The organism is Brochothrix thermosphacta DSM 20171 = FSL F6-1036 (assembly GCF_036884295.1).
Lineage (GTDB): Bacteria > Bacillota > Bacilli > Lactobacillales > Listeriaceae > Brochothrix > Brochothrix thermosphacta.
The window spans coordinates 85798-109501 of sequence record NZ_CP145608.1 but is presented as its reverse complement, the minus strand read 5'-3'; the positions used below and the strand labels follow the sequence as shown (position 1 = coordinate 109501).

23 protein-coding genes and 2 other annotated features are annotated in these 23704 nt (G+C 39.1%); all 23 genes read right to left on the bottom strand.

The window, feature by feature from the left end; all coding sequences use genetic code 11:
• Nucleotides 1-63 precede the first annotated feature (63 nt).
• The 23 genes from rpsG to radA all read right to left on the bottom strand — a co-directional run bounded on the left by rpsG (nucleotide 64) and on the right by radA (nucleotide 23606).
• Nucleotides 64-534 (bottom strand): 30S ribosomal protein S7, encoded by a 471-nt coding sequence (gene rpsG, locus V6S17_RS00540; protein WP_029091547.1) that lies wholly within the window; start codon nucleotides 532-534, stop codon nucleotides 64-66.
• A gap of 26 nt (nucleotides 535-560) precedes the next feature.
• The gene (gene rpsL / locus V6S17_RS00535) at nucleotides 561-974 is read right to left on the bottom strand and encodes a 30S ribosomal protein S12 (RefSeq protein WP_029091548.1); all 414 of its coding nucleotides are present in this window, start codon (nucleotides 972-974) and stop codon (nucleotides 561-563) included.
• Between the two features lie 274 nt (nucleotides 975-1248).
• Nucleotides 1249-4854, bottom strand: coding sequence for a DNA-directed RNA polymerase subunit beta' (gene rpoC / locus V6S17_RS00530; RefSeq protein ID WP_029091549.1), 3606 nt, complete (start codon nucleotides 4852-4854; stop codon nucleotides 1249-1251).
• Between the two features lie 110 nt (nucleotides 4855-4964).
• Nucleotides 4965-8525 (bottom strand): DNA-directed RNA polymerase subunit beta, encoded by a 3561-nt coding sequence (rpoB, locus tag V6S17_RS00525; protein ID WP_036027303.1) that lies wholly within the window; start codon nucleotides 8523-8525, stop codon nucleotides 4965-4967.
• Nucleotides 8526-8717: 192 nt separating this feature from the next.
• Nucleotides 8718-9320, bottom strand: a complete 603-nt coding sequence (locus V6S17_RS00520; protein WP_029091550.1) for a class I SAM-dependent methyltransferase — start codon at nucleotides 9318-9320, stop codon at nucleotides 8718-8720.
• A 213-nt stretch (nucleotides 9321-9533) separates the two neighbouring features.
• Nucleotides 9534-9896, bottom strand: coding sequence for a 50S ribosomal protein L7/L12 (gene rplL, locus V6S17_RS00515; RefSeq protein ID WP_029091551.1), 363 nt, complete (start codon nucleotides 9894-9896; stop codon nucleotides 9534-9536).
• Nucleotides 9897-9925: 29 nt separating this feature from the next.
• Nucleotides 9926-10429, bottom strand: a complete 504-nt coding sequence (gene rplJ, locus V6S17_RS00510; protein WP_152792286.1) for a 50S ribosomal protein L10 — start codon at nucleotides 10427-10429, stop codon at nucleotides 9926-9928.
• Nucleotides 10430-10465: 36 nt separating this feature from the next.
• Nucleotides 10466-10600, bottom strand: a sequence feature (ribosomal protein L10 leader region).
• A gap of 46 nt (nucleotides 10601-10646) precedes the next feature.
• Nucleotides 10647-11339: a 50S ribosomal protein L1 gene (gene rplA / locus V6S17_RS00505; RefSeq protein ID WP_029091553.1), complete on the bottom strand. Its 693-nt coding sequence runs from the start codon at nucleotides 11337-11339 to the stop codon at nucleotides 10647-10649.
• Between the two features lie 115 nt (nucleotides 11340-11454).
• On the bottom strand, nucleotides 11455-11880 hold the full coding sequence (gene rplK, locus V6S17_RS00500; protein ID WP_029091554.1) for a 50S ribosomal protein L11: 426 nt from the start codon (nucleotides 11878-11880) through the stop codon (nucleotides 11455-11457).
• Between the two features lie 687 nt (nucleotides 11881-12567).
• On the bottom strand, nucleotides 12568-13101 hold the full coding sequence (nusG, locus tag V6S17_RS00495; protein WP_029091555.1) for a transcription termination/antitermination protein NusG: 534 nt from the start codon (nucleotides 13099-13101) through the stop codon (nucleotides 12568-12570).
• A 142-nt stretch (nucleotides 13102-13243) separates the two neighbouring features.
• Nucleotides 13244-13429 carry a preprotein translocase subunit SecE gene (secE, locus tag V6S17_RS00490; protein ID WP_029091556.1) on the bottom strand — a complete coding sequence of 62 codons (186 nt, stop codon included), beginning with the start codon at nucleotides 13427-13429 and terminating at the stop codon, nucleotides 13244-13246.
• Between the two features lie 31 nt (nucleotides 13430-13460).
• Nucleotides 13461-13610 carry a 50S ribosomal protein L33 gene (rpmG, locus tag V6S17_RS00485; RefSeq protein WP_029091557.1) on the bottom strand — a complete coding sequence of 50 codons (150 nt, stop codon included), beginning with the start codon at nucleotides 13608-13610 and terminating at the stop codon, nucleotides 13461-13463.
• Between the two features lie 87 nt (nucleotides 13611-13697).
• Nucleotides 13698-14309 carry a sigma-70 family RNA polymerase sigma factor gene (locus V6S17_RS00480; RefSeq protein WP_036027306.1) on the bottom strand — a complete coding sequence of 204 codons (612 nt, stop codon included), beginning with the start codon at nucleotides 14307-14309 and terminating at the stop codon, nucleotides 13698-13700.
• A 66-nt stretch (nucleotides 14310-14375) separates the two neighbouring features.
• Entirely contained in the window at nucleotides 14376-14897 is a 522-nt protein-coding gene (locus V6S17_RS00475) for an NYN domain-containing protein (protein WP_029091559.1), read from the bottom strand.
• A gap of 1 nt (nucleotide 14898) precedes the next feature.
• Nucleotides 14899-15642, bottom strand: a complete 744-nt coding sequence (gene rlmB / locus V6S17_RS00470; protein ID WP_029091560.1) for a 23S rRNA (guanosine(2251)-2'-O)-methyltransferase RlmB — start codon at nucleotides 15640-15642, stop codon at nucleotides 14899-14901.
• A 1-nt stretch (nucleotide 15643) separates the two neighbouring features.
• The gene (locus V6S17_RS00465; protein ID WP_029091561.1) at nucleotides 15644-16051 is read right to left on the bottom strand and encodes a Mini-ribonuclease 3; all 408 of its coding nucleotides are present in this window, start codon (nucleotides 16049-16051) and stop codon (nucleotides 15644-15646) included.
• 2 nt (nucleotides 16052-16053) lie between these two features.
• The gene (cysS, locus tag V6S17_RS00460; protein WP_029091562.1) at nucleotides 16054-17472 is read right to left on the bottom strand and encodes a cysteine--tRNA ligase; all 1419 of its coding nucleotides are present in this window, start codon (nucleotides 17470-17472) and stop codon (nucleotides 16054-16056) included.
• Nucleotides 17472-18110: a serine O-acetyltransferase EpsC gene (gene epsC / locus V6S17_RS00455; RefSeq protein WP_029091563.1), complete on the bottom strand. Its 639-nt coding sequence runs from the start codon at nucleotides 18108-18110 to the stop codon at nucleotides 17472-17474. The genes cysS and epsC overlap by 1 nt, the downstream gene beginning before the upstream one ends.
• Before the next feature lie 53 nt (nucleotides 18111-18163).
• Nucleotides 18164-18373 (bottom strand) — a binding site (T-box leader).
• Between the two features lie 53 nt (nucleotides 18374-18426).
• A complete protein-coding gene (gltX, locus tag V6S17_RS00450; protein WP_029091564.1) occupies nucleotides 18427-19896 on the bottom strand; it encodes a glutamate--tRNA ligase in 1470 nt (489 codons plus the stop codon).
• Nucleotides 19897-19931: 35 nt separating this feature from the next.
• On the bottom strand, nucleotides 19932-20408 hold the full coding sequence (gene ispF / locus V6S17_RS00445; RefSeq protein ID WP_029091565.1) for a 2-C-methyl-D-erythritol 2,4-cyclodiphosphate synthase: 477 nt from the start codon (nucleotides 20406-20408) through the stop codon (nucleotides 19932-19934).
• A gap of 2 nt (nucleotides 20409-20410) precedes the next feature.
• On the bottom strand, nucleotides 20411-21109 hold the full coding sequence (gene ispD / locus V6S17_RS00440) for a 2-C-methyl-D-erythritol 4-phosphate cytidylyltransferase (RefSeq protein ID WP_036027310.1): 699 nt from the start codon (nucleotides 21107-21109) through the stop codon (nucleotides 20411-20413).
• A gap of 13 nt (nucleotides 21110-21122) precedes the next feature.
• Entirely contained in the window at nucleotides 21123-22205 is a 1083-nt protein-coding gene (locus V6S17_RS00435) for a PIN/TRAM domain-containing protein (protein WP_029091567.1), read from the bottom strand.
• A gap of 15 nt (nucleotides 22206-22220) precedes the next feature.
• The gene (gene radA, locus V6S17_RS00430; RefSeq protein ID WP_029091568.1) at nucleotides 22221-23606 is read right to left on the bottom strand and encodes a DNA repair protein RadA; all 1386 of its coding nucleotides are present in this window, start codon (nucleotides 23604-23606) and stop codon (nucleotides 22221-22223) included.
• Nucleotides 23607-23704: the final 98 nt, after the last annotated feature.

The following is a 23704-nucleotide window of genomic DNA, read 5'->3' as shown; positions in this document are numbered from 1 at the left end:
TTCCATATTGTAATTTAAATTAAACAGCAGTTCCTAAACGTACTAAAAACTGCTTGTTTAATCCTACCAGCGGTAGTGAGCGAAAGCTTTGTTGGCTTCAGCCATTTTGTGTGTATCTTCACGTTTCTTAACAGCTGCTCCAGTGTTGTTAGCAGCATCCATGATTTCGTTAGCTAAACGTTCTTCCATTGTTTTCTCTCCACGAAGACGTGAATAGTTTACTAACCAACGCAACCCTAGAGTTGAACGACGATCTGGACGAACTTCGATTGGCACTTGGTAGTTAGCTCCACCGACACGGCGTGCTTTAACTTCAAGTACTGGCATAATGTTGTTGATTGCTTGGTCAAATACTTCCATTGCTGGAGTTCCAGTAGTTGATTCAATCTTAGCAAATGCTGAGTATAAAATTGCTTGTGATTTTCCGCGCTTACCATCAACCATCATTTTGTTGATTAAACGAGTTACCAATTTCGAGTTGTACATTGGATCTGGTAAAACGTCACGCTTTTGAACAGGACCTTTACGAGGCATTGAGATGTCCTCCCTTCTTAGTTAGATTATTTTTTAGGTTTCTTAGTTCCGTATTTAGAACGCGATTGTAGACGACCGTCTACTCCTGCAGTATCTAAAGCACCACGAACGATGTGATAACGTACTCCAGCTAAATCTTTTACGCGTCCCCCACGAATAAGAACAACACTATGTTCTTGTAAGTTGTGACCGATACCTGGAATGTATGCAGTTACTTCGATTGAGTTAGTCAAACGAACACGTGCATATTTACGTAAAGCCGAGTTAGGTTTACGAGGTGTCATCGTACCAACACGCGTACATACACCACGTTTTTGTGGAGAGTTCACGTTTGATTGCGCTTTTTTGAAGCTGTTGTAAGTTTTACCTAATGCTGGTGATTTTGATTTTGATACAGACGCTTTACGCGGCTTACGTACCAATTGGTTAATAGTAGGCATTTTTGTTTTCCTCCTCCCGAAAATTGTAATAGTTTGTTGTGATTTAATAAGCACACATATCCAAGCGTATCATTTTTATTTTAAAATAAAATGTTGTAGTTAACTACAACGACCAGATCATGTTTTTATAAATCTCATGACTTCTAAATGAAGTACCTTAAATATCTTACCATTTAGAATTCTATCCGTCAACCGCAAATGAATTTTTATTTTAACAAAGAATGTTCACACCCTCTTAGCGAGAGTGCGAACGCCAATGTTAAACAAAATTTATTTATTCAGCAGAACCTTCTGTCGCAGTAGCAACTTGTGCGCCTACGAGTTTAGCTTCAGCTTTACGATATTTAGGCATACCTGTACCAGCTGGTACAAGTTTACCAAGGATAACGTTCTCTTTCAATCCGATTAAGTTATCGCGCTTACCTTTAATTGCTGCATCAGTTAACACACGTGTTGTTTCCTGGAATGAAGCCGCAGATAAGAATGATTCAGTTTCAAGAGATGCTTTAGTAATACCGAGTAACACTGGACGACCCGTAGCTGGTTGACCACCAGAAAGGATTGTATCTGTGTTGGCATCTTTAAACGCGCTGATATCCATTAATGTTCCTGGTAAAATATCAGTTTCACCTGGATCAAGAACACGTACTTTACGAAGCATTTGGCGAACCATTACTTCGATATGTTTATCGGCGATTTCAACACCTTGCATACGGTAAACTTTTTGAACTTCACCTAATAGATAGTTTTCAACAGTGATAACATCAGTTACATGAAGTAATTCTTTAGGGTCGATTGAACCGTCCATCAATGGATCACCACGACGAACTGCATCTCCGACTTTAACTTTCAAGCGAGCAACCATTGGTACAGTATAAGTACGTGTTTCTTGTGTACCTGTAACAGTGATTTCACGTTGACGGTTAGCTTTTTCTTCGATTGCTTTAACTTCACCAGTTAATTCAGTAATAACAGCGTGACCTTTAGGGTTACGTGCTTCGAAGATTTCTTGAATACGAGGTAAACCTTGTGTAATATCCGATCCGGCAACCCCACCAGTATGGAAAGTACGCATTGTTAACTGTGTACCAGGCTCACCGATAGATTGTGCGGCAACGATACCAACTGCTTCACCAACTTCAACTTCTGAGCCGGTTGACAAGTCTTTACCGTAACTGATTTTACTTACACCGTGCTTAGTATTACATGTAAATACAGAACGAATCCATACTTCTTTAATACCAGCAGCAGGAATTGCTTCAGCAATTTCTTGTGTGAATAATTCATCAGGACGAATCATTACTTCGTTTGTTTCTGGATGACGTACTGTCTTCGCAGAATAACGACCTTCAAGACGTTCAGTTAATGTTTCGATAACCTCTGGTCCTTCAACAATATCAGAAACAAGAAGACCGTGATCAGAACCGTCATTTGTTTCACGCACGATAACATCTTGCGCAACATCTACAAGACGACGAGTAAGGTAACCTGAATCGGCTGTTTTAAGAGCTGTATCCGTTAAACCTTTACGAGCACCATGTGATGAGATAAAGTATTCAAGAACGTTTAGACCTTCACGGAAGTTAGATGTGATCGGTAATTCAACGATACGTCCAGAAGGATCGGCCATCAAACCACGCATACCAGCTAACTGCGTAAAGTTAGAGATGTTACCACGGGCACCAGAGTCTTGCATCATGAAGATTGGGTTTAAGCGATCTAAGCCTGCAATCAGTTTGTTTTGTAACTGATCTTTTGCTGCATTCCAAATCGCAATAACACGTTCATAACGCTCTTCGTCTGTCATTAAACCACGTTTAAACATTTTTGTTACGTTATCCACTTCATCATGAGAAGCAGCAAGAATTTCAGGTTTATCTTTCACGACGATGATATCAGAGATACCAACTGTAATACCAGCAAGTGTCGAGTATTTAAAACCTTGATCTTTCATGCGGTCTAACATTTTTGAAGTTTCAGTAATGTGGAACAATTTGAAAATTTGAGCGATAATTTCTTCCAAGTTTTTCTTTTTGAAAGGTAATAAGAACGCTTGTTTTTCAATATGTGCTTTCACATCTGTTGTAGTAGGAACAAAATATTGAGACGGCGTAGCCACTTCAAGATTCGTTTTAGTTGGTTCATTCAAGTAAGGGAATGATGGTGGTAAGATTGAGTTGAAAATCATTTTACCAACAGTAGTGATCAACAACTGGTTGTTTTGCTCAGCTGTGAACGTTTCATTTCCTAATGAAGCTGCTGCAACCGCAACACGAGAGTGCAAATGCACGTATCCGTTTTGGTAAGCAATCATTGCTTCGTTAATATCAGTAAAGACAAGACCTTCACCAACAATGTTTTCACGCTCTAATGTTAAGTAGTAGTTACCAAGAACCATATCTTGAGATGGTGTTACAACTGGTTTACCATCTTTAGGGTTCAGAATGTGGTTTGCTGCTAACATTAAGATACGTGCTTCAGCTTGTGCTTCTGGTGATAGAGGTACATGGACCGCCATTTGGTCACCATCGAAATCGGCGTTGTATGCAGTACATACTAACGGGTGAAGACGAATCGCACGGCCTTCAACTAAGATTGGCTCAAACGCTTGGATACCTAAACGGTGAAGCGTAGGTGCTCGGTTAAGTAACACTGGGTGTTCACGGATAACGTCTTCTAAAACGTCCCAAATTTCTGGTGAGTGACGTTCGATTTTACGTTTAGCGCTCTTGATGTTGTGAGCTAATCCACGTTGAGTTAATTCACGCATTACGAATGGTTTGAATAATTCAATTGCCATTTCGCGCGGTAAACCACATTGGTACATTTTCAATGAAGGTCCACAGACGATTACTGAACGACCAGAGTAGTCAACACGTTTACCAAGTAAGTTTTGACGGAAACGCCCTTGTTTACCTTTTAACATGTGTGACAATGATTTCAATGGACGGTTACCTGGTCCAGTTACTGGACGGCCACGACGACCATTATCAATCAAGCCATCAACAGCTTCTTGTAACATACGTTTTTCGTTTTGAACGATGATGCTTGGAGCACCTAAGTCTAGTAAACGTTTCAAACGGTTGTTACGGTTGATAACACGACGATATAAATCATTTAAATCACTTGTTGCAAAACGGCCACCTTCAAGTTGTACCATCGGACGAATTTCCGGTGGAATAACAGGTAACACGTCTAATACCATCCAGCTCGGCTTGTTGCCGGAGTGACGGAAAGCTTCCAATACTTCAAGACGACGGATAGCACGTGTACGACGTTGACCTTGAGCTGATTTAAGCTCTTCTTTCAATTCAGTAACTTCGCCTTCTAAATCAACAGCGTCTAAAAGACGTTTGATTGCTTCAGCACCCATTCCTGCTTGGAAAGATTGACCATATTTTTCGCGGTATGCGCGATATTCGCGTTCTGATAATAATTGTTTTTTATCTAAAGCAGTATCGCCAGCTTCTGTTACTACATATGATGCAAAGTAGATAACTTCTTCTAACGCACGAGGAGACATGTCTAAGACAAGACCCATACGGCTTGGGATTCCTTTAAAGTACCAAATATGTGATACTGGTGCAGCAAGTTCGATGTGTCCCATACGTTCACGGCGGACTTTTGATTTTGTGACTTCAACGCCACAACGATCGCAGACAACACCTTTATAACGTACGCGTTTGTATTTCCCACATGAACATTCCCAGTCTTTGGTTGGTCCAAAGATACGCTCACAGAAAAGACCATCACGTTCTGGTTTTAAAGTACGGTAGTTAATTGTTTCAGGTTTTTTGACTTCGCCAAAAGACCACGAGCGGATTTTATCAGGTGACGCTAAACCTATTTTCATATACTCAAAATTATTAACATCTAACAAGGGGTCAACCTCCCTATCGTTTTTTGTTTATCTGTTAAAACTCCGACATTTTCTTATATAAACACGCATAACGAACTGTAAATACAGCTCGTGCGCATGTTTTCATTAAATTAGTCTTGTTTTGTTTCTTCTTGAATAGGTTCATCTTTTTTAACAGCTGCAGATGGTGTTAAGAACTCATCATCTTTTACGTAATCTTCATCATCAAGCTCACGTAATTCGATTTCTTCATCCTCAGCAGACATCATTTTAACATCCATACCTAAACTTTGTAATTCTTTAATCAATACTTTGAATGATTCAGGAATTCCAGGTTGTGGTAAGTTCTCACCTTTGACGATGGCTTCGTATGTTTGCACACGTCCAACAACATCATCAGATTTGTAAGTAAGAATTTCTTGGAGGATATGAGCTGCACCGTAAGCTTCAAGTGCCCAAACTTCCATCTCACCGAAACGTTGTCCCCCAAATTGTGCTTTACCACCAAGAGGTTGTTGCGTAACAAGTGAGTAAGGTCCTGTTGAACGAGCATGTAATTTATCATCAACCATGTGGGCTAATTTAATCATGTACATGATACCAACAGAAACACGGTTATCCATTGCTTCACCTGTACGACCATCATATACGATTGTTTTCGCATCTTCTGCCATACCAGCTTCTGCAACTGTGCTCCATACGTCTTCTTCACTCGCGCCATCGAATACAGGTGTTGCAATATGAATGCCTAATTTGCTAGCAGCCATACCTAAGTGCAACTCAAGAACTTGTCCGATGTTCATACGAGAAGGTACACCTAATGGGTTTAACATTACGTCAACCGGTGTGCCATCTGGAAGATAAGGCATGTCTTCTTCTGGAAGGATACGTGAGATAACACCTTTGTTACCGTGACGTCCAGCCATTTTATCTCCGACATGGATCTTACGTTTTTGTACGATATAAACACGTACTAATTGGTTTACGCCTGGTGCTAATTCATCGCCGTTTTCACGTGTAAATGTCTTAACATCAAGGATAATACCGCCACCACCGTGAGGTACACGAAGTGATGTATCACGTACTTCACGTGCTTTTTCACCAAAGATTGCATGCAATAGACGTTCTTCAGCAGTTAATTCAGTTACACCTTTAGGCGTTACTTTACCAACTAATAAATCACCATCTTTAACTTCAGCACCAACACGGATAATACCGCGTGAGTCTAAGTCTTTCAAAGCGTCGTCGCCGACGTTTGGAATATCGCGTGTCATTTCTTCAGGTCCAAGCTTCGTGTCACGCGCTTCTGATTCATACTCTTCAATATGAACAGATGTATAAACGTCGTCTTTTACAAGGCGTTCGTTCATGATAATCGCATCTTCATAGTTGTAACCATCCCATGTCATGAAAGCAACAAGAACGTTACGACCTAAAGCCATTTCACCAAGTTCCATTGATGGTCCATCAGCTAAGATGTCACCAACAACAACACGGTCACCTTCGCTTACGCTTGGTGTTTGGTTATAGCAAGTACCAGGGTTAGAACGTGCAAATTTTTGAAGTTGGTAAACATCAGTTTGTCCTTCTGTTTCCGCACCATCAATCTCTGCAATACGACGTACTTTAATGTATTTCGCTTCAACGTGTTCAACGATACCATCATGTTTCGCTTTAACTGCTGCTCCAGAATCTCGCGCAGCAACGTGTTCCATACCTGTACCGATAAACGGCGCTTCAGGGTTTAATAATGGAACAGCTTGACGTTGCATGTTGGCACCCATGAGGGCACGGTTGGAGTCATCGTTTTCCAAGAAAGGAATACATGCCGTTGCGGCAGATACAACTTGCTTAGGTGAAACATCCATGTAATCAAGGCGTTCTTTTGTTACCGCTAAGTTTTCAGAACGGAAACGCGCTTTGATTTCTTCATCCAAGAATTGACCGTTTTCATCTAACAATGAGTTTGCTTGAGCTACAACGTAGTTATCTTCTTCGTCAGCAGTCAAGTAATCAATATCGTTAGTTACAACGTTTGTTTCAGGGTCTACACGACGGTATGGCGTTTCAATGAAGCCATAACGGTTTACACGTGCATATGAAGACAATGAGTTAATTAAACCGATGTTCGGGCCCTCAGGCGTTTCAATCGGGCACATGCGGCCGTAGTGAGAATAATGTACATCTCGCACTTCGAAACCAGCACGTTCACGTGTCAAACCACCAGGTCCTAATGCTGAAAGACGACGTTTATGTGTCAATTCGGCAAGCGGGTTCGTTTGATCCATGAATTGTGATAATTGAGAGCTACCAAAGAACTCTTTAATTGCTGCTACAACTGGACGGATGTTAATCAATTGTTGCGGCGTAATTGTAGTCATATCTTGAATTGACATACGCTCACGTACAACACGTTCCATACGGCTTAAACCGATACGGAATTGATTTTGTAACAACTCACCAACAGAACGTAAACGACGGTTACCTAAATGGTCAATATCGTCTGTTTCGCCGATGCCGTGTAACAAGCCAAAGAAGTAACTTACAGAAGCAACAATATCAGCAGGTGTTACATGCTTAACTGTATCTTCAAGGTACGCGTTACCAATAACATTAACCACTTTGTCTTCATCTGTAGGAGAGTAGACTTTAATAGATTGAATAGTAATTGGTTCTTCAAGTGCTCCACCATGAGGTGTTAAAGTCGTGAATCCAAGACCAGACTCTAATTGCTCCATGATTGCATCCAATTTACGACGATCTAAAATCTCATCTTTAGAAGCAACAATCTCACCTGTTTCAGGGTTGACTAATGTTTCTGCTAAACGTTGATTAAAGAGACGGTTTTGTGGATGTAATTTTTTATTAATTTTATAACGACCAACGTTTGCTAAATCATAACGACGTGCGTCAAAGAAACGCGTGTACAATAAGTTTTTAGCATTTTCTACTGTTGGTGGTTCACCAGGACGTAAGCGCTCATAAATTTCTAGCAACGCTTTGTCAGTGTTTTCTGAGTTGTCTTTTTCAAGCGTATTGCGCAAGTACTCGTTATCACCGATTAAATCGACAATTTCTTGATCTGTACTGAAACCTAATGCACGCAATAATACTGTTGCAGGTAATTTACGCGTACGATCAATACGTACGTAAACAACATCTTTAGCATCAGTTTCTAATTCTAACCAAGCCCCACGGTTCGGAATCACAGTTGACCCGTAACCTTGACGTCCATTTTTATCCATACGATCATGGAAATACACGCCTGGAGAACGTACTAATTGCGAAACGATAACACGTTCCGCTCCGTTGATAATGAAAGTACCCATTTCCGTCATCAATGGGAAATCACCCATGAAGACTTCTTGATCTTTCACTTCGCCAGTTTCTTTATTAATCAAACGCAATTTCACACGTAATGGCGCGGAGTAAGTAGCGTCACGCTCTTTTGATTCCCAAATTGAATACTTGGGATCTCCTAACGAATAATCAATAAATTCCAAAGATAAGTTCCCCGCAAAATCTTCAATCGGAGAAATATCATGAAACATTTCTTTTAAGCCCTCATCTAAAAACCACTGATAAGAAGCTGTTTGAATTTCGATTAAATCTGGTAACTCCAACACTTCGCTGATACGTGCGAAACTTCTGCGTTGGCGATGACGTCCATACTGTTCAACATGTCCTGTCAACCCATTCACCCCTCAAAGATTCGTATTTTTTAAACAGTGCAATACACCGTTTATCCATAGCTGAAAACACCGCTATATAGCCTGTTTCCAACCTTAAAAAGCTATCATTAGGTTTTTAGGCCAACAAAAAAACCGCCCAATGATACCTATTATATTGGCATTATAATATCATACAACAATACCGTACTACTGTCAAGACTTTTCGCTGCGTAATATCCAATAGCCTTTTTCTTTCGTTACAATCTCACAGTTGCCAAAAACAGTAATCAACTTCTCTTGTGCCGATGGCGCACCTTGTTTCTTTTGAATCACAGCCCAAATCGATCCACCGCTTTTTAAATACTCATAAGACTGCGCTAAAATTTCGTGCACAACTTGTTTCCCTGCCCGAATCGGAGGGTTTGTTAAAATCGCTGCGAAATCTTGTTTTTCAACCTGAGCATAAGCTGCACTTTCGTACACACTCACATTCGCCACTCCGTTAATTTGTGCATTTTCAAGCGATAATTCCAACGCTCGATCATTAACATCAACCATATGCACTGTTCGTTCGCTCGCTTCTTTCGCTAAAGCCAAACCAATAGGCCCATATCCACAACCAACATCGAGAATATCTCCCGCTATCGTTGGCATTTCAAAGGCTTCGAGTAATACGCGCGTTCCAAAATCGATTGTGTTTTTAGAAAACACACCTGCATCGCTAGTAAAACGTAAAGCTTGTCCTCTAAGTTGAAATTCAAGCTGTTTTCGTTCATGTGCTAAATCTGTATTCTTCGTATAATAGTGTCGTTCCATTTTTATCCCTCCTTTTCTTTATAGAGGAATCTTATTCTTATAAATAAAGAAAAAAAGAGCTGTTTGTATTAAGCCCTTGTTGATTTACTTACCGCAATTGATATAAATCAACGACGGCAAGACACACCAACAATCATATCTAACACATCCTTAGACAGGTTAGTTACAACTTAAACAAACAGTTCTGTATTTACGCTTCGTTTTAAATAATAATTATTTAATAACAGCGCTTGCGCCAGCTTCTTCAAGTTGAGCTAGAATTTCTTCAGCTTCAGCTTTAGCAGCAGCTTCTTTGATTACTTTAGGAGCGTTATCTACCATTTCTTTAGCTTCTTTTAAGCCTAAGCCAGTAACAGTACGTACTACTTTGATTACTTTAACTTTAGAAGAACCAGCAGATGTTAATTCAACATCAAACTCAGTTTTTTCTTCAGCAGCAGCACCAGCAGCAGCAGCAGCTACAGGAGCAGCAGCAGTTACACCAAATTCTTCTTCGATTGCTTTTACTAAATCGTTTAATTCTACAACAGTTGCTTCTTTTACAGATGCAATGATATCTTCAATATTTAAGGCCATGATATTATTCCTCCATTATTATAGTTTTTTTATGCTTCTTCTTGTTCTTTTTGTTCTGCAACAGCTTTAGTAAGCATTGCGAAATTACGCATTGGCGCTTGTAAAACTGATACCAACATTGAAAGTAAACCTTCGCGTGATGGTAGGGAAGCGATAGTGTTAATTTCTTCAGCACTAACCACGTTACCTTCGATTACGCCAGCTTTAATTTCTAACGCTTCATTCACTTTCGCGAAATCGTAAAGGATTTTAGCAGGAGCAACAACGTCATCATTACTGAATGCGATTGCGTTAGGACCTGTTAAAACCTCGTTTAAACCTTCGTAGTTTGCAGCAGTAGCAGCACGACGAACTAAACCGTTTTTCAACACTTTAAGTTCAACACCAGCTTCACGTAATTGTTTACGTAATTCGGTTACTTGCTCAACTGTAAGACCACGATAGTCAACGACGATAGTAGATACACTATTTTCTAATTTTGTTTGGATTTCAGAAACCAAACCTTTTTTGACTTCAATAGCAGCTTGACTCAAAATTTACACCTCCTCTAAAATTATTGACACTTCATTATAAGCAATAAAAAACCTCTGCACACCGTAGATAGCGTCAGAGGTTTTACTGATAAATCAGCAATCAAAAAATCCTCGGTAGGTTTTTAAAACGCAAGCGTTCCCTACTGTCTACGGTAAGAGATATTTAGTTATCACCAATGTTCTAAATAATATCAGAACAATCGGATGTTGTCAACTATTAACCAAGAGTTGAAGGATCAACTTTAAGACCAGGTCCCATTGTTGAAGCAACTGCTAAGTTTTTAATGTAAACACCTTTAGATGATGACGGTTTAGCTTTAAGAACAACTTCATGTACAGCTTTGAAGTTTTCCATTAATTTTTCAGTACCGAAAGATTTTTTACCAATGATGAATTGTAGGTTACCTACTTTATCAACACGGTATTCAACTTTACCAGCTTTAATGTCGTTAACAGCTTTAGTAACGTCCATTGTAACTGTTCCAGTTTTAGGGTTAGGCATTAAACCTTTAGGTCCTAATACACGGCCTAAACGACCAATTTGGCCCATCATGTCTGGAGTTGCAACGATTACGTCGAAATCAAACCATCCACCTTGGATTTTCTCAAGGTATTCAGATTCACCTACGTAATCAGCACCAGCAGCTTCAGCTTCAGCAGCTTTAGCGCCTTTTGCTAATACTAAAACACGTTGAGTTTTACCAGTACCGTTCGGTAAAACAACAGCGCCACGAATTTGTTGATCCGCTTGTTTAGGATCTACTCCTAAGCGGTATGACAATTCGATTGTTGCGTCGAAATTAACAAAGTCAATTTCTTGCACTAAATCAAGAGCTTCAGATGCAACATAAGCTTTATCTGCGTCAATTTTTTTAGCAGCTTCGATATATTTTTTGCTTTTCTTAACCATTTTTTATTCTCCTCCTCAAATGTGGTATTAGCGGAATTTCCTCCCACCTTTAAGGTCGTACCAAAAGCACAACCTTTTAAAACAAAACATGCCTATTCAAAAGCATCCTCAAAGATTAATCTTCGATTGTGATACCCATTGAACGTGCAGTACCTTCAACCATAAGCATAGCAGCTTCAACACTACTTGCGTTTAAGTCAGGCATTTTTGTTTCAGCGATTTCACGTACTTTATCGCGTTTAACAGTTGCAACTTTGACTTTGTTTGGTTCACCAGAACCTTTTTCAAGACCTGCTGCTTTTTTAAGTAAAACAGCTGCTGGTGGTGTTTTTGTTACAAATGTAAATGAACGATCTTCAAATACAGAAATAACTACAGGGATAATTAAACCTGCTTGGTCTTGTGTACGAGCGTTAAACTCTTTACAGAAGCCCATGATGTTAACACCTGCTTGACCTAACGCAGGACCTACCGGCGGCGCTGGATTTGCTTTACCTGCAGGGATTTGTAATTTTACTACTTTCGTTACTTTCTTAGCCATGAGACACACCTCCTTAAGTCAGTGATGTGGTTAAATTGGGTGCTTTACACCCTCCCACTCATCTTTGCTCTTGGCTGATACGTTTGAACACGTACCTTTGAATTCTATCATCTCAAAATGATTTCGTCAACATAATATTTCAATAATAGTTGTCTTTATTTGATATAGTAACATGCCGCCCTTATATTTATTCATACAAAAAAATAATATCATTTTCTGTATAAACTTAGCTGAGCATCTCGAGTTCCACCCTTTACTGAAAATGATGTGAAGTCAACCATCCGTTTAATACTGTATTTTTTATCGTTAGCAGAATAGCTAACGCTGATATATTTAAAAATGTATCTCCCTAACACTGGTTTTTTATTTTCGACCGTAGAATCTATTTTGGTATTCGGTATCTCTAACGTTGTTTTTGTTCTCTAGCACCTCGATCTAATGGTACTCAATTCCTGTTAATAAAGAAATGGCACTCAATTCCCCATGATAAGCCCCGTCCCATACTGTTCTCGTAAGCGAGTAAACTCGCAACGATAACAGTAATTTCAGAACAACAAAAAACATTAGAGCTGAAATCTAAATAGTAAAGTCGACGTGAATCAGTCAACCCTCATTTAAGATTTCTAGTCTAATGAATGTTTTTGTTTTTCCAATTTTTTAGAGAAATGTTAAAGATACTTTCATTTCTTAAAGTTTTTCGATTTGATCGAAATCAACTTCGACTGGTGTTTCACGGCCAAACATATCAACGATAACACGTGCTTTACCTTTAGCTTCATCAATTTCAGTGATTTTACCTGCAAATTCAGCAAACGGTCCTTCTTTAACCATTACTGTATCGCCTAATACGTAATCTAATTCCACTGTGTTATCTTCAACGCCCATGTTACGGAATACGCGTTCGATTTCTTCATCAAGCATTGGTGATGGTTTAGAACCCGAACCAGCTGAACCAACAAATCCTGTTACGCCTGGTGTGTTACGTACAACGTACCAAGAATCATCTGTCATAATTAATTCTACTAATACGTATCCTGGGAATACTTTATGTTTAACAACTTTTGTTTTACCATTTTTTGTTTCTGTTTCTTCTTCTTCAGGAACTAATACGCGGAAGATTTTATCATCCATTCCCATTGATTCAATTCGTTTTTCAAGGTTGATTTTCACCTTATTTTCGTAACCAGAGTAAGTGTGTACTACATACCAATCTTTATTCATAATTTATTAGAAAGTCTCCGTTGGAGCTTTCTCAACCCTCCTCATATAAAAATAGTTAATTTCACCAAAATAAAAAACCCGTTTTTCGCATGCGGGTTTCTCTCGTAGTCCTAGTATAGCACTATCATTGCCAAAATAAAAGTTAATCCTTTGTAATCATTTCAACTAATGAGCCAATGCCCCAGTCAGTTAGCATAAAGAATAACGCTAAAAAGGCAACAGTGAAAACAACGATTGTTGTGTAGTTAATTACTTCTTTGCCTGTTGGCCAAACTACTTTTCCTAATTCACTTTTAACGCCTTTGAAAAAACCTTGTTTGCTTGCCATGGTTAATTACCTCAATTCTCTCTCATCTCTACTATTTTGTTTCACGGTGTTTTGTATGTTTTTTACAATATTTACAATGTTTATTCATTTCTAAACGAGTTGTACGAGCTGATGCACCCAACGTAATTGTATAATTACGAGAACCGCACTCCACACACGCTAAGGATGCTTTTTTTTGCACGTTTGACACTCCTCTTGTTTCTGTACTTAATCTATAAAAAATCGTAACACGTTCGTTTTTTTTTGTCAAATTCAGCCGATAACACTTTTAAGGTAAACTAGCTTTTTTACGAATCCGTTGCAGAGCATTGTCAATCGATTTTTCCGTCTTCGACAAGGCTTTAGCAATTTCTTGGTAACTTTTACCAGAAATATATTCCACCGCGACTTTTTTTTCAAAAGCAGTCAAACGCTCATTAAGTTTTTTTAATAAGCGCGACTCTCCTTCTTGCTCCATTAGCGCTTCTTCCGGTGATCCGTATGCTTTTTGCGCTGATATAATATCTAACAACGTCCAATCTTCTGATGCATCAGTCGCTAGAGGCATGTCCAAAGATAGTGAATTTGTTAACATTTCGTGTTTTTTTCGTGTTGCACTTTTTATTGCTGTAATAAGTTGTCGATCAATGCACAATCTCACAAAGGTTCGAAAGGATGCCTCTGCCTCAAAGTCATAGTCTCGGACTGCTTTAAAAAAACCAATTGAAGCTTCTTGCATTAAATCATCGCGGTCGCCCATCTTTAAATAGTAGCTGCTAACAACGCCTTTTATAAGTGGATTGAACTGCTTTAACAACTGATTGAATGCCATTAAGTCACCATTTTTAGCTGCAACAATCATTCGCGCTTCTTCTTCACGTTGTATTGAATCTACTGACATTAGCATTCACCTCATGTCTCATCAATCTATTAAGTGACTTCATTATAAGTAAGTACGTGAAAAACGTCAATCATTAGGCATACTTCCACGACGCCAGCGTTCTAACGTTTCTTTGGTTTTGGGATCTAAATTAGATGTCAATTTAGGTGTTTTCTGATGGATAGCCTTAATATCTTGTTGAACTTGGCTAGCCATTTCACGAATTTCAATCAACAACTCTCGCGCTGAAAGTCTTAACGCCCCTTGCCCAAAAATCTGCCACTGTTCAGTCGCATCACTTGTAGCAACAATTACATTTGTAGACGCATTCATATAATCACGTGCATGCGCTTCAATATATTCATCTGCGATACGGTTTTCTTCTGTAAAGACAATTTTCATTTTCTTATACATGCTTTCACTTTCTTTACCCTGTACAAATTGCGCATCAAACACAACAATTGTTCGATAGCCTGTGTAAGCAATGTAGTCTGCCAATTCTTCAAGCAATTGATCGCGCGCTTGCGCAATGGATTGCCGTTTAATCCGTTCAAGATGTTCCCAATTGCCAATGACATTATATCCGTCGACAAACAGAATCGTCTTCATATTACTTACCTAGTGGCAAACGTTTACGCAAGACTTCAAACATCAATAAACTGGCAGCAACTGAAGCGTTCAATGATGTTACATGTCCACGCATTGGTAAGCTCACCAAGAAATCACATTTTTCAACAGCAAGGCGTGAGATCCCACGACCTTCACTTCCGATAACTAATGCTAAAGGTAAAGTTGGGTCCATTGAACGATAATCTTCTTTTGCTGATGCGTCTGTTCCGAAAATCCAAACGCCTCTTTTTTGTAAATCTTCAATCGTACGAACAATATTCGTTACACGAACAACGGGTACATGTTCAATTGCTCCAGTTGAAGCTTTCGCAACAGTCGCTGTCAAACCAACTGCACGACGTTTGGGAATAATAATACCGTGTGCACCTACAGTGTCAGCAGTACGCATAATCGAACCTAAGTTATGAGGATCTTCCAATTCATCCAAGATTAAGAAGAAAGGATCTTCGCCTTTTTCTTCTGCGGCTTTAAATAAATCTTCTAATTCAGCATATTGATACGCTGCAACTTGAGCTGCAACTCCTTGGTGCACTTGATCTGTTAATTGGCTCATCTTTTGTTTAGGAATCATCTGTACTTGCACGCCACGTTTTTTAGCAAGTGCTAAAATTTGTGAACCTACACCTTTTTCTGTTCCTTCTTGTAACCATACTTTATTAATATCACGATCTGAGCGTAATACCTCAAGGACGGGGTTACGTCCTGCAATAATATCATCTGCCATTTTATTTTCCTCCTTTTTCAATTACAGCGTCATGAAAAGCAATCGCTGAATTCATTAATTCATTTAAACGTTCCGTCGCTTCTGTTAAATAAAGATAACCTATCAATGCTTCAAAAGCGGTCGAATAACGATATGTCATTAAATCTGTATTTTTACGAACCGTTTTTGATTTGGCATTACGTCCACGATTTACGATTGTTACTTCAAAATCAGTGAGTGCTTCTGTCGCTAGCCAATGTTTCAAAATTTGATCTTGTGCTTTAGCACTTACATACTGTGTCGCTGTTGTATGCAGACGGTTCGGATTTGTTTTTCCTTGACGTAATAAATGATCACGTACAGCAACTTCAAAAATCGCATCACCCATATAGGCTAACGCTAATCCATTCAGTTGTTTTAAATCAGCCATGTTTATCCTCTTTTCCAGCGAGTCCCTTGTGGGGTATCTTCTAATGTAATGTTTTGTTCTTTAAACAAGTCACGAATTTCGTCAGAACGTTCAAAATCACGCTCTTTACGAGCAGTATCACGTTCTTCAATCAACGCTTCAATTGCTTCATCACTTAAATGATTATCAGAAATAGTGTGTTGCACTTCTAGCGTTAAGCCTAAGATAGCAAAATATTTTTCAAAAGCATGCATGAAGGCTTCTAAAACACCAAAACCAACCTGATCTTTAGCTATATAAATATTAGCACGTTTTGCTAAATCGTAAAGCGTTGTAATGGCATTCGCTGTGTTGAAATCATCATCCATTTCATGTTCAAAATCACGTTGAACATCATTGAGTTGTTCATACCATTCATCCGCATCAACAGGCTCATTTTCCAACGCAACAGACAAACGATGCTTCAAGTTAAAATAAGCTGTCTGCAAACGTTCTAACCCACTTTTAGCGTCTTCCAACAATGAAGGGCTATAGTTGATGGGGTTACGATAATGGACACTTAGCATAAAGAATCGGAAGACGATGGGGTCATGTGTTTTTAACATATCATGAACGGTGATAAAGTTTCCTACCGATTTTGACATTTTTTCATCGTCAATATTCATGTAACCATTATGCATCCAGTAACGTGCAAATGTTTGATCATGTGCCGCTTCAGACTGTGCAATTTCATTTTCATGATGAGGGAACGTCAGATCTTGTCCACCCGCATGGATATCAATTGTTTTGCCTAAATATTTTTCAGCCATTGCTGAACATTCGATGTGCCAGCCTGGACGACCTTCGCCCCAAGGACTTGTCCAACTAATTTCATCTGGTTTCGCTGCTTTCCACAATACAAAATCTAGTGGATCTTGTTTCGCTTCATCCGCTTCAACACGAGCGCCAACTTTCAAATCATGTAATGATTGTTGTGCTAATTGTCCGTATGTTTTAAATTTACGCGTACGGTAATATACATCACCGTTACTTTCGTAAGCAAAATCTTTCGCCACTAACGTTTCAATCAATGAAATAATCTCAGGCATATTTTCTGTAACACGTGGATGAACATCCGCTTCCGTTACACCTAATGCACTTGTATCTTCTTTATAGGCTTTAATAAAACGATCAGCCACTTCAGGTACCGTCATTTTTAATTCATTTGCCACACGAATTAACTTATCGTCAACATCTGTAAAATTCGAAACAAATTTCACATTATATCCTCGGTATTCAAAATAACGACGAACAGTATCAAACACAATAATAGGACGCGCGTTGCCGATATGTATATAGTTGTAAACAGTCGGTCCACACACATACATTTTCACTTCGCCTTTTTTGATCGGTTCAAAAACTTCTTTTTGTCGGGTCAACGTATTATAAACTTGTATACTCATTATTTCTCCTCTTTTCCTTCGCGAATTGCTGCTACTTCTTTTACTAATTTTTTTAATTCAGTATTTAATTCATCGATTCGATTTTCAAGTTGTTTTGCTTTATCGGCTACGTCAATTCGTTTATCACCTATACGGATGACTCTCGCAGGTACGCCAACAGCAGTAGCTTTGTCAGGTATATCATTAATGACCACTGCACCTGCCCCAATTTTGCTATCTTCGCCAATAATAATTGGACCCAGTATTTGCACATCACCGGATATAAATGCTCGATCTTTAATAATCGGATGACGCCAGCCCGTGTCATGCCCTGTTCCACCTAAGGTAACACCATGATGCAAGATAACATCATTACCAATCTCACATGTCTCACCTACAACCAATCCCATACCATGATCGATAAACACACGACGGCCAATTTTAGCACCTGGGTGAATTTCAATACCTGTAAAAAATCGATTCCCTTGTGAAATAATACGTGCCAACAATTTACAGCGATGACGGTAGAAAAAATGTGCCAGTCGATGGCTCCAAATTGCATGCACACCCGAGTATGTCAAAAACACTTCCAAGCGTGAAGAGGCTGCTGGATCATTCAATAGTACAACATCAAGTTGTTCTTTAATATGACGAAACATAAACTATCCCTCGAATTCTTTTGATTTTCGCACAAAAAACGCCCCTGTCTAATGACAGAGACGTGTTCACGCGGTTCCACTCTGTTTGGAGCAATCGAACACTCCCAACTTATCTGTTTAACGCACAGTGAACGCTCTATCCTACTTAATTCAAATAGAGTCTCTAAGAGGCATTTCATCGAGTGTCTTTCAATCAGTTCCAGCCTAGCTGATTGTCTCTATAAAAAACGGATTCGATTACTTCTTCTTATTGACGATCATTTTATAGTTAACTTAATTATACGCAGAATATAACATTCATGCAACTGAAAAATAATTACGCTAATTTACGCAGACGAGCAAGTACAACTTCTTTACCTAACACTTCAATTGCTTGTGGCAATTCTGGGCCATGCATTTGTCCCGTTGTTGCGACACGTATTGGCATAAAGAGGTTTTTACCTTTCACGCCTGTTTCTTTTTGTACCGCTTTAATTGTTGGCTTAATGTTTTCAGCCACAAATTCTTCGTCAGTTAACGCTTCTAATTGTGCGGCAAATGCTGCTAAAACTGTTGGTACTGTTTCGCCAGCTAACACTTCTTTTTCTTCGTCGTTAAATGTCACATGCTCTGTAAAGAACATATCTGTCAATTCAACAATTTCAGCGCCATAACTCATTTGTTGGTGGTAAAGAGAAATCAAGTTTGTCGCCCAAGCATGTTGTTCCTCAGTAAGCGTTTCTGGTAAACGACCTGCTTTTTGCAAGAATGGTAATGCCAACTCAACCACTTGTTCCAAGTTCAGTTGTTTAACATATTGGTTGTTCATCCATTGTAACTTCGCTTTATCAAAAACAGCTGGTGAATGTGACAAACGAGCAGGATCGAATATTTTAATAAACTCTTCTTTACTGAAAATTTCTTCTTCACCTTCTGGTGACCAACCTAACATTGTAATAAAGTTGAATAACGCTTCTGGTAAATAACCCAATTCCGCATATTGTTCAATAAATTGGATGATTGACTCATCACGTTTACTTAATTTTTTATGTTGGTCATTTACGATTAATGTCATATGGCCAAAGACAGGCACGTCCCAACCAAATGCATCATAAATCATCAATTGTTTTGGTGTATTTGAGATGTGGTCATCCCCACGCAAGATATGTGTCATTTCCATCAGATGATCATCTGCTACAACAGCGAAGTTATAAGTTGGAATACCATCTTTCTTGCAGATAACCCAGTCACCGATATCTTTTGATTCAAATGATACATTCCCTTTGACAATATCGTCAAAAGCAAACGTACGATTTGCTGGTACACGGAAACGAATACTTGGTTTTAGGCCTTTTGCTTCATAGGCAGCGATTTCCGCTTCTGTTAAGTTGGCATCACGACCAGAGTAACGTGGCATCGTGCTTGCAGCGATTTGAGCTTCACGTTCTGCTGCTAACTCTTCTTCTGTATCGTAAGCTTTATAGGCTAAGTTTTTTTCTAACAATTCTTCAATCAATTCCGCATAAATTTCATTACGCTCAGATTGACGATAAGGTCCAAACTCGCCTGTTTGCCCTTCATTTGTTACGCCTTCTGACCACTCAAGTCCTAACCATTGTAAAAATTCGATTTGACTTGTTTCACCATCTGCGACGTTACGTTTTAAATCTGTATCTTCAATACGTAAAACAAAATCGCCACCTGCATGACGGGCATATAAATAGTTAAAAATTGCTGTACGGGCATTACCAATATGTAAATGTCCTGTTGGGCTTGGTGCATAACGCACACGAATACGTTTACTCACTGTAAAATTCCTCCTTATGGAATGTTGCTTTTAATTTATTTTTCTAAGAGTGCCACAGCTAATGCAGCAATCCCTTCTTCCCGACCAATAGGGCCGAGGTGTTCATTGGTTGTTGCCTTAATACCTATTTGTGTTGGGTCTACCTTCATAATATCCGCAATTGTTTGTTGCATTAACGGGATATGAATTGAAAGATGTGGTTTTTGCGCCACGATGGTACTATCAATATTACCTAACTGATAACCCTCTTGCTGCACTTTCACCCAAACTTGTCGCAACAGTTGTTTTGAATCGATATCTTTAAACGCGTCATCTGTATCTGGAAAGAAGTACCCAATATCACGATGTCCTGCAGCTCCCAGTAATGCATCTATGATAGCATGTAATAAAACATCGGCATCAGAATGACCTAACAGTCCTTTTGTATGAGGAATCACAATTCCTCCAAGGACAAGTAAACGCCCTTCAACAAGTTGATGTACGTCGTATCCTTGACCAATTCTCACGCTCATCGTTATCGCTCCTCTTTTAACTGTTTAAGAATAGCTTGCGCTAGTACCATATCCTCTGGTGTTGTTATTTTAATGTTTTGATAAGAACCCTTGACCACGTGAACGGTGATACCTAGTTGTTCAACCAGTGACGCTTCATCAGTACCTAGAAAAGCGACTTCTTCAGCATATTTATGCGCAGCTTTTAATAGCTCTAGCCGAAATGCTTGTGGTGTTTGCGCTTGGCATAAACACGCGCGCTCAACTGTTTCTACAACAGCACCTTCGATCACTCGTTTAATCGTATCCTTCACTGGCACACCCACAATTGCAGCACCAGTTTCCCGTGCTTTTTCAAACACTCGTTCAAGTGTTTCATTTTGAATAAAGGGGCGAGCACCATCATGTACCATTACTATATTCGCACCATTTTGTAATTCTTGCAACCCTATTTTCACACTATCTTGGCGTTCTCGTCCACCAATGACTAACATAATGTTTTCATTACCTTCAACGTTGGCAATGATATCCGTTATTTCGGAGTGATCATCGGCTTGTACAACTAACACAATTCTCGCACACTGGCTGTCCTCTAAAAATGCCATTACAGTATGTTCTATAATCGTTCGTCCATCATCAAGTGTTAATAAGACTTTATTTTTTGTTGCTGCCATTCGGCGACCAACACCAGCAGCCAATACGATTGCATCATATTTTTCCATAATTTAGCCTCGCTTATTTATGCGCTTTAGCGAATATCATACGACCAGCCGATGTTTGTAACACACTAGTAACCACAACATCAATGGTCTGGTTGATATAGCGACGACCTTCTTCTACAACAATCATCGTTCCATCATCAAGGTAACCAATTCCTTGGTTTCTTTCCTTACCGTCTTTAACGACAAGTAAATTTAATTTTTCCCCAGGTAATACGACGGGTTTTACTGCGTTAGCTAAATCGTTAATATTCAATACAGGAATTTTTTGGAACTCACACACTTTATTTAAGTTATAGTCGTTAGTGACAACAATTCCTTCGAATTCTTTCGCTGCACGAACAAGTTTGCTATCCACTTCTGTAATATCTTCATAATCGCCTTCAAACATTTTAACCTCAACTTGTTTTTCGTTTTGCAATGCATTAAGTATATCTAATCCACGTCGACCTTTTGTACGTTTCAGTGAATCTGAGCTATCTGCAATATGTTGTAATTCTTCTAGCACAAACAACGGAATCATAATAGGCCCTTCTAAAAATCCTGTACGGATAATATCAGCAATACGACCATCAATGACAACACTTGTATCTAGAAATTTCGGTTTTTCTTTAATTTCTTTTTCTTTAACAACTGCTTCAGCTTGTTTCTTCTTACCAGTATTTTTAAGCGTTATGATATTGATCCATTCTTCTTTACGAGTAATCCCCATGCGAACACCTAAATACCCAAAGAAAATCGCTAATAAGATTGGTAAAACATTGCTTATAATTGGCACTTCAATTTGGCCAATTGGTAAGCTAAGTAAAAATGAAATAATCAAACCTACAATCAATCCTAAACTACCGAACAAAACGCTTGTATTCGATGTTTTTGCAAGGAAACTTTCAATTGTTCTTAAACCACGCTCGATATGTTTAATTGCCCAAGAAAATAATACTACAAACACTATAAGACCAATAATCGTATTAACAATCGAGTTGTCTAAAAACGGTGATACATCATTGCCAAAAATTGCATGCCATAGATAAGGGGCTCCGACAACGCCGAGTGTGCTCCCTACAATAGCATAACAGATATAAATTAATATTTTAGCCACGCTAACTCCTCCTTTTTATCTATTTGGAAATGCTTTATGAATCGCATCTTTTAATGTTGATACACCTACTACTTCAATCTCAGCAGGGAATGTCCAACCACCGATATTGTTCGCTGGTATAATAATACGTTTGAAACCTAGTTTTGCAGCTTCTTGTACGCGTTGATCAATACGAGCAACACGACGTAACTCTCCCGTTAAACCGACTTCACCAATAAAGCAATCCATTGCTGCTGTTGGTGTATCATAATAACTCGATGCAATACTTATTGCTATTGCTAAATCAATTGCAGGCTCGTCTAACTTCACACCACCTGCTGCTTTAAGATAGGCATCTTGATTTTGAAGCATTAAACCTTCACGTTTCTCAAGTACCGCCATAATTAGAGAAACACGATTATAATCCATTCCTGTTGCCATTCGACGTGCATTTCCATAAACAGTCGGTGACACCAATGCTTGAATCTCTACCAGAACAGGACGTGTCCCCTCCATTGAGGTAACAACTGCAGAACCAGCAGCTCCTTCTAAACGCTCTTCTAAAAACACTTCTGAGGCGTTGTCGACCTCTACCAAACCGACATCGCGCATTTCAAAGATACCCATTTCATTGGTAGATCCAAACCTATTTTTTACGGCGCGTAAAATCCGGTAGGCATGGTGGCGTTCACCTTCAAAGTATAAAACAGTGTCAACCATATGTTCTAACATACGTGGACCTGCAATTGTCCCCTCTTTTGTCACATGACCGACAATGAAGATGGCAATGTTTAACGTCTTTGCAAGACGCATCAATTCTGACGTACACTCTCTTACTTGTGTGACGCTCCCTGCTGCACTTGTCACATCAGGGTGATAGATGGTTTGGATCGAATCAATCACGACAAATTCCGGCTGTAAAGTCTGAATTGTTTTAGAGATGACTTCTAAGTCGGTTTGCGCATAAACATATAATAAATCCCCATCCACATTTAAACGTTCAGCCCGTAGTTTTGTTTGCTTGATTGATTCTTCTCCCGAAACATAAAGGCCTTTGCGTTTTGCTGTTGTGAGTTGTGCTGATACTTGCAACAATAGTGTTGATTTACCAATCCCTGGGTCACCACCGACCAACACCAATGAACCTTTAACTAATCCCCCGCCGAGGACACGATTCAATTCTGGCATATCTGTTAAGATACGTTGTTCAGTTTCACTTGTTATTTTAGAAAGAGGCAATGCCTGCTGACTTTCCATTTCTTCTGTATGATTAAAACTAGTTCGTCCTTTTTGGACTTTTGCCTCAACAAATTCGACCATTTGGTTCCATTCGCTACAGTTAGGGCAACGCCCCATCCATTTTGGAGACTCATATCCGCAGGCGTTGCAGACAAATTTAGTACTCGCTTTTTTCTTTGCCATAACGCACCTTCTTTACAATAGTATATTTTCTAATAAGTTTAACATATTTTAAGGGAAACAACAGGTATAAGCCTATTCTGAAAACGAACAAAATACAG

Bases quoted from the DNA above. Each gene is read 5' to 3' on its own strand.
- V6S17_RS00465 (WP_029091561.1), bottom strand. From the start codon at position 16,051: ATGGCTGATTTAAAACAACTGAATGGATTAGCGTTAGCCTATATGGGT.
- V6S17_RS00480 (WP_036027306.1), bottom strand. From the start codon at position 14,309: ATGTCAGTAGATTCAATACAACGTGAAGAAGAAGCGCGAATGATTGTT.
- rplL (WP_029091551.1), bottom strand. From the start codon at position 9,896: ATGGCCTTAAATATTGAAGATATCATTGCATCTGTAAAAGAAGCAACT.
- rpsL (WP_029091548.1), bottom strand. From the start codon at position 974: ATGCCTACTATTAACCAATTGGTACGTAAGCCGCGTAAAGCGTCTGTA.
- V6S17_RS00520 (WP_029091550.1), bottom strand. From the start codon at position 9,320: ATGGAACGACACTATTATACGAAGAATACAGATTTAGCACATGAACGA.
- radA (WP_029091568.1), bottom strand. From the start codon at position 23,606: ATGGCAAAGAAAAAAGCGAGTACTAAATTTGTCTGCAACGCCTGCGGA.
- cysS (WP_029091562.1), bottom strand. From the start codon at position 17,472: ATGAGTATACAAGTTTATAATACGTTGACCCGACAAAAAGAAGTTTTT.
- epsC (WP_029091563.1), bottom strand. From the start codon at position 18,110: ATGTTTCGTCATATTAAAGAACAACTTGATGTTGTACTATTGAATGAT.
- nusG (WP_029091555.1), bottom strand. From the start codon at position 13,101: ATGAATAAAGATTGGTATGTAGTACACACTTACTCTGGTTACGAAAAT.
- ispF (WP_029091565.1), bottom strand. From the start codon at position 20,408: ATGAGCGTGAGAATTGGTCAAGGATACGACGTACATCAACTTGTTGAA.
- secE (WP_029091556.1), bottom strand. From the start codon at position 13,429: ATGGCAAGCAAACAAGGTTTTTTCAAAGGCGTTAAAAGTGAATTAGGA.
- rplA (WP_029091553.1), bottom strand. From the start codon at position 11,339: ATGGTTAAGAAAAGCAAAAAATATATCGAAGCTGCTAAAAAAATTGAC.
- rlmB (WP_029091560.1), bottom strand. From the start codon at position 15,642: ATGGCAGATGATATTATTGCAGGACGTAACCCCGTCCTTGAGGTATTA.
- ispD (WP_036027310.1), bottom strand. From the start codon at position 21,109: ATGGAAAAATATGATGCAATCGTATTGGCTGCTGGTGTTGGTCGCCGA.
- rpsG (WP_029091547.1), bottom strand. From the start codon at position 534: ATGCCTCGTAAAGGTCCTGTTCAAAAGCGTGACGTTTTACCAGATCCA.
- V6S17_RS00475 (WP_029091559.1), bottom strand. From the start codon at position 14,897: ATGAAGACGATTCTGTTTGTCGACGGATATAATGTCATTGGCAATTGG.
- rplK (WP_029091554.1), bottom strand. From the start codon at position 11,880: ATGGCTAAGAAAGTAACGAAAGTAGTAAAATTACAAATCCCTGCAGGT.